The following is a 16115-nucleotide window of genomic DNA, read 5'->3' on the forward strand; positions in this document are numbered from 1 at the left end:
GATTTTAAACTGTTATTATTCATAACAAAAAGAAAATACGCTTTCATTTTTTGCTAAGAAATGGTACATTAGCAAAAAATCCTAAATTCATATATGCTAGAGCAAAATCAATATACCGAAGATAATATTCGTTCACTTGATTGGAAAGAACATATCCGTATGCGTCCGGGAATGTATATCGGAAAACTTGGAGACGGTTCTTCTCCAGATGATGGTATTTATATTCTATTAAAAGAGGTTTTAGATAACTGTATCGATGAGTTCGTAATGGGCTCTGGAAAAACTATTGAGGTAACGATAAAAGATAAAACGGTTTCGGTTCGTGATTACGGGCGTGGAATTCCGTTGGGGAAAGTGGTCGATGTAGTTTCGAAAATGAACACAGGAGGAAAGTACGATTCTAAAGCTTTCCAGAAATCAGTTGGTTTGAATGGTGTCGGAACAAAAGCGGTAAATGCGCTTTCTACCTATTTCCGTGTAGAATCGGTTCGTGATGATAAACAAAAAGCGGCGGAGTTTTCCGGCGGGAATTTAGTTTCAGAAGAAGATGTAATCGATACTACAAAACGTAAAGGAACAAAAGTAACTTTTACGCCAGACGAAACGATTTTCAAAAACTATAAATTCCGTTTAGAATACGTTATCAAAATGGTTAAAAACTATTGTTACTTAAACAATGGTTTGACAATTATTTTTAATGGAGAAAAATATTATTCAGAAAATGGACTTCGTGATTTATTAGAAGAAACAATCAGCGAAGAAGATTTAGAATACCCAATTATCCACTTAAAAGAGCATGATATCGAGGTTGCGCTTACACACAGTAAAACGCAGTACAGCGAAGAATATCACTCTTTTGTGAACGGTCAGAACACAACGCAGGGTGGAACGCACTTAGCGGCCTATCGAGAAGCCGTTGTAAAAACGATTCGTGAGTTTTACAATAAGAATTTCGAAGCATCAGATGTTCGTAAATCGATTGTAAGTGCGATTAGTATTAAAGTAATGGAACCGGTTTTTGAGTCTCAGACCAAAACAAAATTAGGTTCTACAGATATGGGTTCTGATGACGGAACACCAGCAGTTTCTGTTCGTACTTTCGTAAACGATTTTATCAAAACGAAACTGGATAATTACCTGCATAAAAATCCAACAACTGCAGATGCTTTATTGCGTAAAATTCTGCAGGCAGAACGTGAGCGCAAAGAATTATCAGGAATTAGAAAACTGGCAACAGATCGTGCTAAAAAAGCGAATCTTCATAATAAAAAATTAAGAGATTGCCGCGCGCATCTTCCTGATACCAAAAACCCAAGAAACTTAGAAAGCACGCTTTTTATTACCGAGGGAGATTCGGCTTCCGGATCGATTACAAAGTCGCGTGACGTGAATACACAAGCAGTTTTCAGTTTGCGTGGTAAACCTTTGAATTCATACGGAATGACGAAGAAAATCGTGTATGAAAACGAAGAATTCAATTTATTGCAGGCAGCACTTGATATCGAAGACGGATTAGAAAAATTACGTTACAACAATATCGTAATCGCAACCGATGCCGATGTCGACGGAATGCACATTCGCTTGCTTTTAATTACATTCTTTTTACAGTTTTTCCCTGAGTTAATAAAAGAAGGGCATTTGTATATTTTACAAACACCGCTTTTCAGGGTTCGAAACAAAAAAGAAACAATTTACTGTTATTCTGATGAAGAAAGAAAAGACGCTATCGAGAAACTAAAACCAAAACCGGAAATCACCCGATTTAAAGGTTTAGGAGAGATTTCGCCAGACGAGTTCAAGAACTTTATTGGAGACACTATCCGTCTTGATCCGGTTATGATGGATAAAAATACTTCTATCGAGCAGTTGTTATCGTTCTACATGGGTAAAAATACGCCAGATAGACAAGAGTTTATTATTAAGAACCTGAAGGTTGAGATTGATGAATTAGAAGAAGCTTAATTGAACTGGTTTTGTATGAAGAAAATCTTTTGCTTATTTATTATTGTTTTTAGTGTGATAGCTTGTTATGATAAAAAGTCAAAGAATTTATCAATAGAAGACGAAGGAACTCCAATTGTAAAATCGGTTAGTAGAACAATTTATAAAAGAGAATTTCCAATAAAGGATTTTTCCAAAATTGAAGTTGTTTCTTATTATGACAGAATAATGTGGGATGCTTTAGAATATAAAAAGGAAGTACCTTTTAATAAAGTTTTGGTTGACAATTATAAATTAACTTTTGATAGTACAAAAATACAAGAGAGAGTTATATTAAATAAAGTACAAGAAAAAGAACTTCTTAATTTGATGGTTTGTGATACTTGTGTTCCTGAGCAAATATCCGCTGCATGTTACAAACCAAGACATATGATTTTGTTTCGAGATAAGAAAAACAGAATTATTGGTTACGATGAATTTTGCATCGAATGTGTTGGTTCAAGAAGTTCTGATAACTTAAACGGATTCCAAAAATATTGTTATTCGGATATGCAAAAACTATTAGAGAACTTTGGAATAACCCTTTTTATTGAAAGTGGTGATGAAAAAAGAGTAAAGGAAGAAATTGATTTTATAGAAAATATTCGAAAATCTAAATAGAAAAATAGAAAATACTGAAATAATTCAGCATAAAAATGAAAGACGAAGAAGACGATAACATAATTCCAAACGACGACGAGAATAATCAAGATGAAAACCTGATGGATGACAATCAGGATGGAGATGACGAGGATATTATAAACGTAGATGCGAAGCATTTCGAGGGACAGCATTTTTACGAAAATCAGGAAGAAGAAGGCGAGGACGTTATTACTAAAGTAACGGGAATGTACAAGGACTGGTTTTTGGATTATGCTTCGTATGTAATTCTGGAACGTGCAGTTCCTGCTATCGAGGACGGATTTAAGCCTGTTCAGCGTCGTATTATGCACTCTTTAAAAGAGCTGGACGATGGTCGTTATAATAAAGTTGCCAATGTTGTAGGTCACACCATGCAGTATCACCCACACGGAGATGCGAGTATTGGTGATGCCATGGTGCAGATTGGTCAGAAAGATTTATTAATTGACTGCCAGGGTAACTGGGGAAATATCTTAACGGGCGACGGTGCAGCTGCACCCCGTTATATTGAGGCACGTTTATCTAAATTTGCTTTAGAAGTTTTATATTCTCCAAAAATTACAGAATGGGGACTATCATATGACGGTAGAAAAGCCGAACCGATTAATCTTCCGGTAAAATTCCCAATGCTTTTAGCGCAGGGAGCAGAAGGTATTGCGGTTGGACTTTCTACAAAAGTACTGCCTCATAACTTTAACGAATTAATCGATGCTTCGATTAAAATCTTAAAAGGAAAACCGTTTACGCTTTATCCTGATTTTATGACGCAGGGTATTGCCGACGTTTCAAATTATAACGACGGAATGCGCGGCGGACGTGTGCGTGTACGTGCTAAAATTTCGCAATTAGACAAAAATACATTGGTAATTACACAGATTCCGTTTTCTACCAATACATCGAGTTTAATTGATAGTATTTTGAAAGCCAATGATAAAGGTAAAATCAAAATCAAAAAAATTGAAGATAATACGGCTGCTGATGTTGAGATTTTAATCCATCTTTTCCCAGGCGTTTCACCAGACAAAACAATTGATGCTTTGTTTGCTTTTACAGCCTGCGAAACTTCTGTAGCGCCTTTAGGATGTGTTATCGAAGACAATAAACCGTTGTTTATTGGTGTTTCCCAAATGTTGAAAATTTCAACACACAGAACAGTTGATTTACTTCGTCAGGAATTAGAAATTCAGTTAGAAGAATTAAAAAATAAGTGGCACTTTTCTACTTTGGAGAAAATATTCATTCGTGAAGAAATGTATATCGACTTCAAATTATACGGAGACAGAGAATCACTTTACAAATATTTATACGATCGTTTTGAGCCTTTCAAAAAATCATTTGTCAGAGAAATTAATGACGACGATTTACAAAGACTGACTCAAATCCCGATGATTCGTATTACACGTTTCGACTCTGATAAAGCTGATGATTTAATCGCGAAGTTAGAAGACGAAATGAAAGAAGTAGAGCATAATCTGGAACATTTAACAGATTTTGCAATTGCTTACTTTACTAAATTAAAAGAGAAATACGGAAAAGGCCGCGAACGTCAGACAGAGCTTCGTGTTTTTGATAACGTTGAGGCTACAAAAGTAGTTTTACGTAATACAAAACTTTACGTAAACCGCGAAGAAGGTTTCGTAGGAACGAGTTTAAAGAAAGATGAATACGTTGGCGATTGTTCGGATATTGATGATGTTATTGTGTTTTTACGAGACGGAACATTGATGATAACCAAAGTCGACGCCAAAACTTTTATTGGAAAAGACATTATACACGTTGCAGTTTTTGATAAAAACGATAAACGTACCATTTATAACATGATGTACCGTGATGGTAAATCAGGGCCGTCTTATATAAAACGTTTCAATGTTACCGGTGTAACCCGTGATAAAGCTTACGACTTAACAAATGGTACAAACGGTTCTCAGGTAGTTTATTTTTCACATAATCCAAATGGTGAAGCTGAGGTAGTTACTATATTGCTGCGTCAGGTTGGAACGATTAAGAAACTGAAATTCGATATTGATTTTGCTAAGTTAGCAATTAAAGGACGTGGTTCTAAAGGAAATTTGGTGACCAAATATCCAATTAAGAAAATCGAATTGAAAGAAAAAGGAATTTCGACATTACTGCCAAGAAAAGTTTGGTTTGATGATACTGTAAAACGTTTAAATGTTGATGCAAGAGGAGAGTTGTTAGGTGAATTTAAACCAACAGACAAAATCTTAATAATTAATCAGTCAGGTAAATTAAAAGTAATAATCCCTGAATTATCAACTCATTTTGATGAAGACATGATTGTTCTGGAAAAATGGAAACCTAAAAAACCAATTTCTGCGATTTATTATGATGGGGAAAAAGAGCGTTATTTCTTAAAACGTTTCCTTGTTGAAAATGAAGGAAAAGAAGAAAGCTTTATTACAGACCATCCAAATTCGCAGTTAGAGATTGTATCGACTGATTATCGTCCGGTAGCACAATTGGTTTTTGCCAAAGTAAAAGGCGTTCAAAAAGACGATTTGCATATTGATGTAGAAGACTTTATAGCTGTAAAAGGTTTCAAAGCTCTAGGAAATCAATTAACAACAGATAAATTAAAACAAGTAAATCTCTTAGATCCGCTTCCTTACGAAGAGCCGATTGAAGAAATTCCTGAAAAACCGGAAATATCAGAAGATGATCCTGTAGAAACAGAATTAGACGACGACGGCCAAATAGGATTGGTTTTAGAATAATATAAATAAGACGCTAAGAAATAACTCTTAGCGTTTTTTTTATGTTATTAAAAAAGGCTTATTGTTATAGTTTTAAAACCTATACTAGACTTTTTCTCAATATCTGCAACTTACATTTGTATTTCTTAGTAAATTAAACACTATATTTTAGTATGAAGTTCAAATATATTTTTCTGATAGTATTACTATCCGGCTGTACTAATAATAAATTTTTTGGTTATGTTTATGACTATGATACAGAAAAACCAATAAAAGACGTACAGGTCAATATAAATGGTATAGCAACCCAAACAGACAGTACGGGTTATTTTTCTGCTAAAATAAAATCAAATAAAGATTGTATAATACTATTGCAGAAAGAGGAATATGAAGTAAAAAAAGTATACCGCAGACCAGATTCTCTGGGAATGTTTAGTAAGAGAAATCTAAAAAAGCATAAAATTTATTTATTTAAAGAAGAGAGCGAATTTTCAAAATAGTTAAAAGCCGGATTGCTTATTTTCCGGCTTTTTTGGTTAAAAAATTATTCTGGTTTTACTGATATTTTTTATCTGTAAGTGTCTTCATAAAAGCAACAAGCGACTGTTCTTCTTTTACAGTCAAATTTAGTTTGTCGAAAGGAAGTGTTTGGTTTTCTACTTCATAACCTAAACCAATTCCACCGCCTTTATTGTAAAAAGAAACTACTTCTTCCAGTGTTTTAAAAACTCCGTTGTGCATATATGGTGCAGTTACAGCAGCATTTCTAACTGTAGGAGTTTTAAAAGCACCAACCAATTGAGGCATTTGATTGTATATATAACGTCCTTTATCCGGACTTATGGATTTTCCGGAAGGTTCATTTGGAGTTCCAATAACTTCGTGTTCGGTTTTGGAATAACTTGGCGGAACCGTTCCATTAAACAATGGAGTAAAATGACAGGTGGCACATTTTGCTTTTCCCATAAACAAGTTCATTCCTTCAATTTCTTCATTATTTAACGCATTTTTCTTTCCTCTCATATATTCGTCAAATCTCGAATCAAAAGAGTTTAGAGAACGTACATAACTTGCAATAGCGTTTTGAATCTGCCAGGCTTCAGGTTTCGAATTTCCTGGATAGGCCTTTTTGAAAAGATCGATATATTCTTTGTCTAATTGAATTTTAGCATGAATATTTTCCATTGAGCCGTGCATTTCATCTTTATTCTGTATTACATCTACACTTTGTTTTTCTAAATCCAGCTGACGCATATCCCAAAACTGGGCATTTTGTAACGAAGCATAGGTTAGAGTAGGAGTATTTCGGGGTAAATTTATTCCGGTTAATGAAACATTGGTTTTTAAGCCGTCTGTAAAAGCCTTTTCAGGATTATGACAGGTTGCACAGCTTCTATCGTTGTTTTTAGAAAGGCTTTTATCGTAGAATAATTTTTCGCCTAAAATCGCTTTTTCTTTCGTGAAATTATATTCTTTAGAAAGCACAAAAGCATTTACATCAAAAGCATCTTTATCAAATAAAGTTTCAATTGTTGGTTTTAGCGGACTGTTTTTCTTTACGTTTTTAATGTTTTCTTCTTTCTGGAAAGCTTTTAGCTTTTTAGAAATCGGATTCAAATATTCACTTATAAAAACAGCTCTGTTAAAGGCATTGAAATTGTTATTAGCTGCACAATACTTTTGAGCTTTTTCAGTCAGATTTTTTAATTCTGCTAATGATTTATTATTTGAATTAATTTTTGAAAGAGATTCAGGAATCGAAATTAAACTTTCTCCCGCTTCGGGAATTGAAGATTGTAAAATTGGACTGTCAAAACCTGTAATTCCCAGAGCAATCACACGGAACACATTTTGCTGAACAGCATCCAGAACATAATCATCACTTACTGTAATAACTTCAAAAGTACTTTTTAACTGTTTAATATTCGCCTGAAAAATATTCAGTTCCCGAATTAAATCTTCTTTACTTTCAGAATTATATTCCGGATAAATCATTTCTTCTATAACCTGAAAACCGTGAGGTTCAAAAGATCTGTTTTCTTCCAGTTCCATTTCGTCAAGAGCTGGACCGTTCATAAATCGGGCAGTTTCGGGAACAAAATATTCAATAGCCCATTCGACTTTTTTATAAACCAGACGCGATTTTTTAAACTGTTCTACAATTTCTTTTTGAGAAGAATTGTTATTTACCAGTTTTTGAAATTGAACAATTTCATTATTTAGTTTACTTAAATCAATAAGTAAATCTTGTTGTATTGTTGCTTTTGATTTTTCATTCTTCTGACATGAAAAGAAAAAACAAAGTAGTAAAATCAGGAAAGTAAAATGTTTTAATTTCATAATAGTATTGTAATAGAAACAACCCTTATTGAAAATAAGGGTTGTTTTATGATTTAAACGAAATTATTATCGTTGTACGTTTCTGATAATTACAGTTTGACCTCCCTCTTTATTAGTTTGAGTACCAGAACCGTCTGCATTTTTAAATGCATCACTCTGCCAGGTATGAGGGTGAATATTTACCGTAAAAGTATCCGGAACACCAATGATATCTGAAATATCTTCCATAGCACCAAATTCCCAGCTTCCAAATCTCATTTCGCCAGTTTGGTTGTAAAGTCCATTCCATGCAGCATCAGTTCTTTTATGGTTCATGTTTAACCACGGTTTATTTTGTTTTGTTGCGATGCTGTACTGCCAGATGTATGAATCGTGTTTAGCATCAGCATAATAACTGTCACCATCTTCCTGAATGTAAACGTAGTTTTCAGTTACACATAAATTGTCTGGATTGATAATTCCGGTTCCAGGAGTACTGTCACCTTCAACAGCTAATTCTAAAGTTCCTTTTAATGGATTTGCAGCATCCAATTTCAATTTATAAACTCTTCCCCACATTGTATATCCTTCAACAGGAGCGTTGTTTGTTGCCTGACCAGTCGCTGTAAAATAGATTTCTCTGTTATTGCTTGCGCTTCCTTTTCTGTAATCAACATCTTCAACTCTTGAAAAACGAATTGCTTTTAAGTCGTTTACAGTAGTATTAATAACAGCTCCAGTTAGGTTTTTAGCATTTGGAATTTCAACAAATTCAACTGGATATGAATTATTTAAAGTGATAGAAGTTTCAACCTGATTTCCATCTGTTCTTTTTAAAGCATATAGTTTTCCGTTTGATAAGTCACCAACAGAAGAACCGATGTACATGATTAATTGTCCTGCACTTACGTGAGAAGTTGCATACGATTGATCTTCTCCAATTAAAATAACTGTTTTTCCAGGATATGCTTCTTTTGTAAGTGGAACAGCGTTTTCCATACTTGCTTTTCCTAAAGCTGGCAAAACTCTGTCAGTTCTTGCTTTATCAGAAGATAATCCAAGCGGATTAATTCCGTGAACCATACTTTCCTGTCCGCTTTCTCCGGCAGTTAAAAAGATTGGTCCAAACCCGTGGATTTCAGGAGTAGCCAAAGTCGCAGAACATAAACGTGTTAAACCTCCAACGCCGTCAACTATATAATCTCCTTTTACAGGTTTGAAAGTTTTATCTAAATAAACTCTTGAAACTGATTGAAGGATTTCGTGATTTGTAATCATGATGTAACCTTCACCATTTGGATTTCTCATTAATCCTGCACCATCTGGCTGTGCACCATAAACAAATGAAGGTGATTCTGGTAAAACATCAGAACTTGCGATTAAAGTGCTGATTTTTAAGTTTTCAAAACCTGTCATTGGATAAACAAAAGCAGGAACTTTTGAATGTGAAGTAAAATCGATGCTTGTATTTACATCGTTTGAAGAATCTTTGTCATCATTCTGACAGCTTATTACAGAGAAACCTGTAATACCAAGCAGTGCAATTGATTTTAGAAAATTTAGTTTCATAACTGTGTTTTTATTTTTTTTGATTAAGCAAAGCTATCTTTCAAAAATAAAATACATGTTACGTGAATTTTTTCTTATTGCTAACAAATAATAAGTCTTGTATTACTAAAATGTAAAATTTTCAGTCAAATATAAATTTAAGCTTCATAAAAATATCTTAATTTTTAAAAAGCTGATTTAATGAAACTGCCTTTTTCTCCCGCAATTTCTTTACAATTTTAAGAAAAGCAATAGCAGTTATATAAGCATCTCCTAGAGCAGTGTGTCTGTCTTTTTTAGAAATATCGAATTTATCTGCCAGATCATCTAAAGTATAATGATCTTTTCGCTCAAATAAATGCGACTGAATCAAGGTTTTCTTGTATAAATAAGCTGTATCTAAAGTTTTATTTGTGAGTTGAGGCAGTCCGTTTCTTTCGAGAGCTTTATTAATCATAGTAACATCAAAAACAGTATGATGTGCGATGATTATTGAATCGCCTAAAAAATCTAAAAACTGCTGTAAAGCTTCTAGTTCTGTTGGACGTTTAACAAGCAGATCTTTTAAAATTCCGTGAATCTGCGCTGTCGATTTATCATAATGATCCTGATGTAAATATATTTCAAAACTATCCTGAACCGAAATTACGCCGTTTTGTAATGCCAAAGCGCCGATGCATAAAATTCGGTCGTTTTCATAATCAAAACCAGTAGTTTCGGTATCTAAAACCACAAACCTGGTTTCTTCTATAGTAATACTTTCATCGAAGAGATTTTCTTCTTTTTTCCAAAAACTGAATAATCCCATTTTATACCAGATTTGAAATATTAAAACGAACAGAAATTAATTCCTGAAGCTCTTTAATGGTTTTAAAAGTGCGTTTCAGTTTAATTTTCTCCATTTTGGTTAGAGATTCAAGTTCAATAAACTGACCCGAATCATGATGTAAAAGCCCTTGTTTGGTTCTGAATTTCAGTAAAGCTTTAAAAGAATATGAACATGATAAATACAATTCACGATTATTAGGTTCTAGTTCGGCCAGTTTTTCAAAGCGTTCTGCCGTATTGCTGATTGACTTTACAGAATGTGATAAAATCAAAACACGCGCAGCATCTGTCAACGGCATTAAAGCTCTTCGTTTAATATCAAAATTATCTTTATTGGCACCGTCTTGCTCTACTAAAAATTGTCTGAAGAAACCAGTAGGAGACGGGCTTTGTAAAGCACCGCTCACTAAATGCATATAAAAAATCGGGTTTGCTTTTATGGTTTCAAAAATATATTCTGATAATTGATCTACAGTTTCAGCGTCGCCGTATGTCATGCTGTAATCAAAGAAAATGAACGACAATAAAACCTCATTTTTCCCCGGATTGGTAATCCAGTGGTGTACCTGATTTTTCCATTCATCCAGACTCATACACCATTTTGGACTTGATGCCATCATATCTGCAGGGCAATAATCGTAACCAATTTCAAAGAGACCTTTATTAACAAGTCCGGCAAATTTCAGAAAATAAATTCTCGTTTCGTCCCTAAAAACTTCATTTACATTTTCGTAAACAATCGCATTATCCTGATCTGTATGCAGCATTTGTTCACCACGTCCCTGACTTCCCATTGCCAGCCACGCAAATTTTACCGGCGGCGGACTGCTCATTTTTTCTAAACATATTTCAATAACACGAGTTGTACAAGCTTCATTGAGCTCTGTTATGATTTTAGAAATTAAAGTCATCGGAATATTTTGATCTAAATATCCCTGAAGCAGCTGCATGATTCGGTTTCGAATAGGTTTTATTTCCTTTGTTTTTTTAGCTCTTTTTAAAGCTTTAATTAAAACGGCTGGATTATTTCCTAAAGCCACCATTACATCGTGTTTCGACAAAATCCCGACAGCTTTGGTATTAACAGTACCATCTTTAGTAAGGCATAAATGGCTGATGTTGCTTTTCATCATCGCCATTTGAGCTTCTGTAACGGTCATTTTTTTTGGATACGTAATAACGGGTTTTGTCATTATCGTTTCGGCCGTTGTGGTAATCGGAAAATCTCCTGTTACAATTTTATTGCGGAGATCTTTATCTGTCAAAATTCCTATTGGCAGCATTTCGTCTACAATTAAAATCACTCCGACTTTCTTTTTATTCATTATCCTGGCAATTTCTTTAACGGTAGTTGACGGACTGCAGGTTACTATTTTTTTTGAATATTTTATCGGTGCTAAATCAAAAGAATGATTGCTGGAATGCAGATTTTCATTTAAGAGATCATCACCGTATAATTTGTCTTTATGAATGTCAGAATACGGATTTCTTGTGTTAGAAGCATAACTTTCGATCAGGAAATTACCCACATTTCTGTTTTCAAGTGCGTAAGGTTTAAAAACGGCAATAGGAATGGCGTAAAGAATACTTTCTTCATGCGCCACCGCTTCCATAATGTAATTTTCCTGTGCCAAAAGTGGGCGAAGTCCAAATATATCGCCTTCGTCGCACATATCTAAAACTGAGTTTTTTGTGCTTTTTTTGAGTGCCACCGCACCTTTATGTACCACATAAAAAGAATCATGTGTTTTATCATTTTCGGCAAAAATTACGGCGTCTTTATCTTTATAAACAATAGAAATTTGTTCCGAAAGCTTTTCAAGATCCATTGGATGCAGGAAATTAAAAGGCGGATAATTTTTTAAAAAGTCGGCAACTCTTTGCGAAATGGTATTTTTCATTGGGTTAGATTAGAGTTCTAATGTACTATTTAAAATAGAAATGTAAAAGAAACACGTTTATTTTTTAGTAGTAAAGAGAAAAGATACAGAGCTGTAAGGTTTTTAAAAATGAGAATACAAAAAACTTAGTGGCTTAACGGCATAAAAAAAGCCCCATAAGGAGCTTTATATTATAAAATCAGATTTAATCAACTTTGTGAACAGTGCCTCGTTGTTTCTCTTCAGAACCAACCATTCCAAATTCAAAAGTATAAGAATCTTTTGCTGTTGTTAAAATTTTCATGCTTATGGCTTTTTCTTCAGCCATATTTTTTGGATGTTTTTTTTGCAGTACATATTCGCAGTCACTTACCCAGCGAATGGTTGCAGTATCTGTTTTTCCTTCAAAAGTTTCAATTTCGATGCTGTCCTTGCGTTCAAAAAAAGTCACCTTTTTTACGCCGTTTACTTCAAACTCAAATTTAAATTTTCCGTTTTTGAAATCTTTGCAATTATGTTCGGCATTATAACAGGAAACTAAAGCCAGTACCGGAAATAAGAATAGTATTTTTTTCATTTTTTTATGCTTTAAGCCCATGGCTTTTATCATTTCAATCTCTTTAATTCATCATCGGTAAAGTTCTTGATTTCTTTTTCTTTGGCAAACTTTTCGGCGTTATAATTTCCGGATTTATTTTTCGGAATTGATAAACTTTCCCATGAACTCTTTTTCAATTGTTTGGCATAAAAAACGATTTGTCCCACATGATAAGGATAATGCGCTAATTGACGATTTATGGCTTCAATAACTGTATGACCTTCATTTCTAATATAAATAATATCTGAAAGCTGTTCTGGTTTTAAACTCTCTAAAGCATTTTCGAGACAATTCCAGCCTTTATTCCAGATCTCTAAAACTTCTTCTTTTGAGTGTAAATCATTTTCAAATTCTGCATCGCGGTTTCGCCATTCTTTCTCACCGTCTGAAGTTAAAAAATCGGTCCAGCGCGAAAGCATATTACCCGAAATGTGTTTTACAATAGCGGTGATACTGTTCGTATCTTCATTTATGGCTGTAAAAAGCTGTTCCGGCTCTAATTGATCCATTGCCTTTTCTCCAAGCATTTTGTAGTATAGAAATTGCTTTTTTACGCTTTCCAGATATGATTCATCAGTTTTCATGATTGAAATGTTTTAAGATTGGAGTTCGGTTTTGTTTTCAGAAATCAGTGTTTTTCCCCAGTCATTTAGTTTCCAAAGTATTTCGACTAATTGTTTTCCTGTTTCGGTCAAAGTGTATTCAACCCGCGGAGGCAGTTCGTTAAAAGAATGTTTGATTAATATGCCATCTTCAACCATTTCATTTAACTGCTGGTTTAAAACACGTCTGTCTACCTTAGCAATACCGCGCAAAAATTCGCTTGGTCTTTTTTTTCCATCATTAATCTGCCAGACAATGGGGATTTTCCATTTTCCGCTGATAGTATTTACAGCAATTTCTAATGGGCAGATTTTATTTTCTGTGCTACGTTCCTTTGTTTGCATAAAATTGACTTTTATATCCCTATGAGACAAAAATATGCGGTATTGCCAGACCTATCCGGCTTTCCGATCTTTGCAAAAATAATCAAAAATTAAAGTAGAATGAATGATTTAGCTCATCAAATTGAAACATTGAATATCGAACTTTTAAAACAGGTTCCACAAGAAATACTGGGAGCTTTCCAAAAATCAATTCAAGATTTGAAAAGTCTGAATATAGAAATTAATAGTTTAAAAGTTGGAGATAAAATTCCAGATTTTTCTTTAAAAAATGCAGTAAATGATACCATTACATCTGACTGTATTTTAAGGAATGGAAAAATGATAATCGCGTTTTACAGAGGAAGCTGGTGTCCTTATTGCAATTTGGAGTTAAGAACATTACAAGAAAATCTTTTGAGAATTACGGCAAAAAATACGACTTTAGTCGCAATCTCACCGCAGAGTTCAGATAATAGTTTAACACTTAAAGAAAAACACAATTTACAGTTTGAAGTGCTTACAGATTTACATAATGCTTATGCAAAACAGTTAGGGATTACTTTTCAGCTGCAGGATTTTGTCATACCGCATTATCAAACTCTTGGTATTAATCTTGAAGATTTTAATAAAGATCAAGAGAATACATTGCCGGTTCCTGCTGTTTTTGCAGTAAACGAAAACGGAATTATAATTTATAAATTCCTAGATGTAAATTATATGAATAGGATTGATATTGAAGAATTAATTAACGTATTATGAAGGAAGTAAAACGTAAAGGGGCGCGATCTGCCAAAGATATTCCAGTCTCTATTTTAGAACAGCTTAATAAAGGTGAAATTGAATCAGCAAATTTGGTTGAATGGCTGGCAGTAGATCAAATTGTGCTTCTTAAGAATGTATTAAATGAATTGAATAAAATTGAATATCTGGAACCTGTTTTAATAGATGTTAGAAATTTAAAAAAGCAAACAGTTAATACGATAAACGAAGCAATTGGAACAGGAATATTAAAACAGTCTGTTTTAAATAATGATTTAAAAATTGTATCAATTATTTCTAAGCATAAATCAGATTTAGTTCGATGCTGGTCAGCATATGCAATTGGCAGAAATTCCAAATTTACAATTGAAGAAATGTTAGAGCAGATTCAGTTTTTGGCAGCCGATAAACATTTTGGAGTTCGGGAAATTTCATGGTTAGCTGTCCGCCATAATATTACTAAGAATTTGGACAGAAGTTTTGAAATTTTATTAAAATGGACTTCATCTGAAGATGAAAATATCCGACGTTTTGCAACTGAAGCAATAAGACCAAGAGGTGTTTGGTGTGAACATATCGAAGAGCTTAAGAAAAAACCGGAATCAGCTTTGAAAATTTTAGATTTACTGAAATCGGATTCTTCTAAATATGTTCAGGATAGTGTAGGTAACTGGCTCAATGATGCAAGCAAATCACGGCCTGATTTTGTTAAAGATTTATGTCAAAAATGGCAGACAGAAAGTCCAACAAAAGAAACTGCCTATATTATAAAGAAAGCACTGAGAACAATTGAAAAGTAAAATTTATGCTGTTTAAAATTTCTTATACGATCTTAATATCGTATTTATCTAAAAGTCCAACAATTCCCTCTGTAGAAAATTGTGCTTTTCTCATTGGGTTGAATTCTGGATCGATTTTATAATTATAAGCTGTTTTAAAATTGACACCTGCCAATTGGGTTTCATTAAAAATTGCACCGTCAAGATTACAATTGTCAAAAACAGAGCTTGTTAAATTAGTGCCAATAAAAGTTACTTCACGCACCGAAGAATTGATGAATTTTGTTTTTGGCATTTTTTTATTTGAAAAAACAGCATAATCTAAAGTGCAGTCTTCAAAATGAACCTGAAATAAGAAATCATCACATTCATTAAAAGCAATTCCCAGAAGTTTACAGTTCCTAAAACTCACATTTTTTAAACTCGTTCCGGCTAGAGTTGTCATAGATAAGTTACAGTCAATAAATTCACAGTCCAAAAATGTATTAGAGCCGAAATTACTATTCGAAAAATCACAGTTTTTAAACACACAGTCTTCAAATTCCCTGTTGTTTATTCTTTTATCGATATAAACAACTTTCTCAAATGTTTTCTGAATGTGAATTATTTCTTCCATGAGTGTTTTTGGGGTTTCTGTGCATTGTGACGAACTCGAAGAATATAGATGTTTTCTTCTGTTACTTGATATGAAACAGCGTAGTTATAAACGAAATAAACTCTAAAACTGCCGTCGTTTTTATTTTTTTGTTTATCTAATTTATAAACCTCCGGCTGTGTTTTCAGTATATCTGTGCTGTCAAAAATTGTATTGACAACCTTGTCTGCAATTTTAATTGATTTACTTTCAAAGAAAATGTAAAAATGAATGTCTTCTAATTGATCTAAAGCATCGCTTGACCAAATTATTTTCTTCCCCATTTTTTTGCAATCTCTTTTGCTTCGTCTTCAGTATAAAAATTACCTTTTTTTATATTATTTAAGGCATTTTCGATGTCTAAATTATAAGACGCATCTGAGTCAACTGAGGTATTATTAATTGATTGTAAAAGATGTTTTAGTTTTTCTACAAAAGAAGGATCTTTTACTTTATCGATTTCCTGATGAATCCAATTTATTTCTGCCTGTATATCCATAATAAAGAA

16 protein-coding genes are annotated in these 16115 nt (G+C 33.5%); 6 read left to right on the forward strand and 10 right to left on the reverse strand.

The genetic code is table 11. The annotated features are described in order from the left end of the window. Window positions 1-93 precede the first annotated feature (93 nt). The 4 genes from FJOH_RS12840 (at window position 94) to FJOH_RS12855 (ending at window position 5836) form a co-directional block, all read left to right on the forward strand. Window positions 94-1962: a DNA topoisomerase IV subunit B gene (locus FJOH_RS12840; RefSeq protein WP_012024539.1), complete on the forward strand. Its 1869-nt coding sequence runs from the start codon at window positions 94-96 to the stop codon at window positions 1960-1962. A 15-nt stretch (window positions 1963-1977) separates the two neighbouring features. Further along, the gene (locus FJOH_RS12845; protein ID WP_012024540.1) at window positions 1978-2601 is read left to right on the forward strand and encodes a hypothetical protein; all 624 of its coding nucleotides are present in this window, start codon (window positions 1978-1980) and stop codon (window positions 2599-2601) included. Window positions 2602-2636: 35 nt separating this feature from the next. Further along, on the forward strand, window positions 2637-5357 hold the full coding sequence (locus FJOH_RS12850) for a DNA gyrase/topoisomerase IV subunit A (protein WP_012024541.1): 2721 nt from the start codon (window positions 2637-2639) through the stop codon (window positions 5355-5357). Between the two features lie 152 nt (window positions 5358-5509). Next, window positions 5510-5836 carry a hypothetical protein gene (locus FJOH_RS12855; protein ID WP_012024542.1) on the forward strand — a complete coding sequence of 109 codons (327 nt, stop codon included), beginning with the start codon at window positions 5510-5512 and terminating at the stop codon, window positions 5834-5836. A gap of 55 nt (window positions 5837-5891) precedes the next feature. Here FJOH_RS12855 and FJOH_RS12860 read toward each other — a convergent pair whose 3' ends face one another. The 7 genes from FJOH_RS12860 to FJOH_RS12890 form a co-directional block, all read right to left on the reverse strand. Next, on the reverse strand, window positions 5892-7676 hold the full coding sequence (locus FJOH_RS12860; protein ID WP_012024543.1) for a cytochrome-c peroxidase: 1785 nt from the start codon (window positions 7674-7676) through the stop codon (window positions 5892-5894). Between the two features lie 66 nt (window positions 7677-7742). Then, window positions 7743-9224, reverse strand: a complete 1482-nt coding sequence (locus FJOH_RS12865; protein ID WP_012024544.1) for a PhoX family protein — start codon at window positions 9222-9224, stop codon at window positions 7743-7745. A 157-nt stretch (window positions 9225-9381) separates the two neighbouring features. Continuing rightward, window positions 9382-10011, reverse strand: coding sequence for a 3'-5' exonuclease (locus FJOH_RS12870; protein ID WP_012024545.1), 630 nt, complete (start codon window positions 10009-10011; stop codon window positions 9382-9384). A gap of 1 nt (window position 10012) precedes the next feature. After that, window positions 10013-11932 carry a DUF294 nucleotidyltransferase-like domain-containing protein gene (locus FJOH_RS12875; protein ID WP_012024546.1) on the reverse strand — a complete coding sequence of 640 codons (1920 nt, stop codon included), beginning with the start codon at window positions 11930-11932 and terminating at the stop codon, window positions 10013-10015. A gap of 184 nt (window positions 11933-12116) precedes the next feature. Next, on the reverse strand, window positions 12117-12488 hold the full coding sequence (locus FJOH_RS12880; RefSeq protein WP_044048306.1) for a hypothetical protein: 372 nt from the start codon (window positions 12486-12488) through the stop codon (window positions 12117-12119). Between the two features lie 29 nt (window positions 12489-12517). Continuing rightward, window positions 12518-13093, reverse strand: coding sequence for a DUF1572 family protein (locus FJOH_RS12885; protein WP_012024548.1), 576 nt, complete (start codon window positions 13091-13093; stop codon window positions 12518-12520). A gap of 12 nt (window positions 13094-13105) precedes the next feature. Next, the gene (locus FJOH_RS12890) at window positions 13106-13456 is read right to left on the reverse strand and encodes a winged helix-turn-helix transcriptional regulator (RefSeq protein WP_012024549.1); all 351 of its coding nucleotides are present in this window, start codon (window positions 13454-13456) and stop codon (window positions 13106-13108) included. A gap of 99 nt (window positions 13457-13555) precedes the next feature. Here FJOH_RS12890 and FJOH_RS12895 point away from each other — a divergent pair, with 99 nt between their 5' ends. Both FJOH_RS12895 and FJOH_RS12900 read left to right on the forward strand, forming a co-directional pair. Then, the gene (locus FJOH_RS12895) at window positions 13556-14194 is read left to right on the forward strand and encodes a peroxiredoxin-like family protein (protein ID WP_012024550.1); all 639 of its coding nucleotides are present in this window, start codon (window positions 13556-13558) and stop codon (window positions 14192-14194) included. Next, window positions 14191-14994 carry a DNA alkylation repair protein gene (locus FJOH_RS12900; RefSeq protein ID WP_012024551.1) on the forward strand — a complete coding sequence of 268 codons (804 nt, stop codon included), beginning with the start codon at window positions 14191-14193 and terminating at the stop codon, window positions 14992-14994. Before FJOH_RS12895 ends, FJOH_RS12900 begins: the two co-directional genes overlap by 4 nt. A gap of 22 nt (window positions 14995-15016) precedes the next feature. Here FJOH_RS12900 and FJOH_RS12905 read toward each other — a convergent pair whose 3' ends face one another. The 3 genes from FJOH_RS12905 to FJOH_RS12915 are packed head-to-tail and all read right to left on the reverse strand — an operon-like array spanning window position 15017 to window position 16106. Continuing rightward, window positions 15017-15589, reverse strand: a complete 573-nt coding sequence (locus FJOH_RS12905) for a pentapeptide repeat-containing protein (protein ID WP_012024552.1) — start codon at window positions 15587-15589, stop codon at window positions 15017-15019. Then, window positions 15577-15891, reverse strand: a complete 315-nt coding sequence (locus FJOH_RS12910; protein WP_012024553.1) for a type II toxin-antitoxin system RelE/ParE family toxin — start codon at window positions 15889-15891, stop codon at window positions 15577-15579. Before FJOH_RS12910 ends, FJOH_RS12905 begins: the two co-directional genes overlap by 13 nt. Next, the gene (locus FJOH_RS12915; protein ID WP_012024554.1) at window positions 15876-16106 is read right to left on the reverse strand and encodes a hypothetical protein; all 231 of its coding nucleotides are present in this window, start codon (window positions 16104-16106) and stop codon (window positions 15876-15878) included. Before FJOH_RS12915 ends, FJOH_RS12910 begins: the two co-directional genes overlap by 16 nt. Window positions 16107-16115: the final 9 nt, after the last annotated feature.

The sequence above is a fragment of the Flavobacterium johnsoniae UW101 genome (assembly GCF_000016645.1).
GTDB lineage: Bacteria > Bacteroidota > Bacteroidia > Flavobacteriales > Flavobacteriaceae > Flavobacterium > Flavobacterium johnsoniae.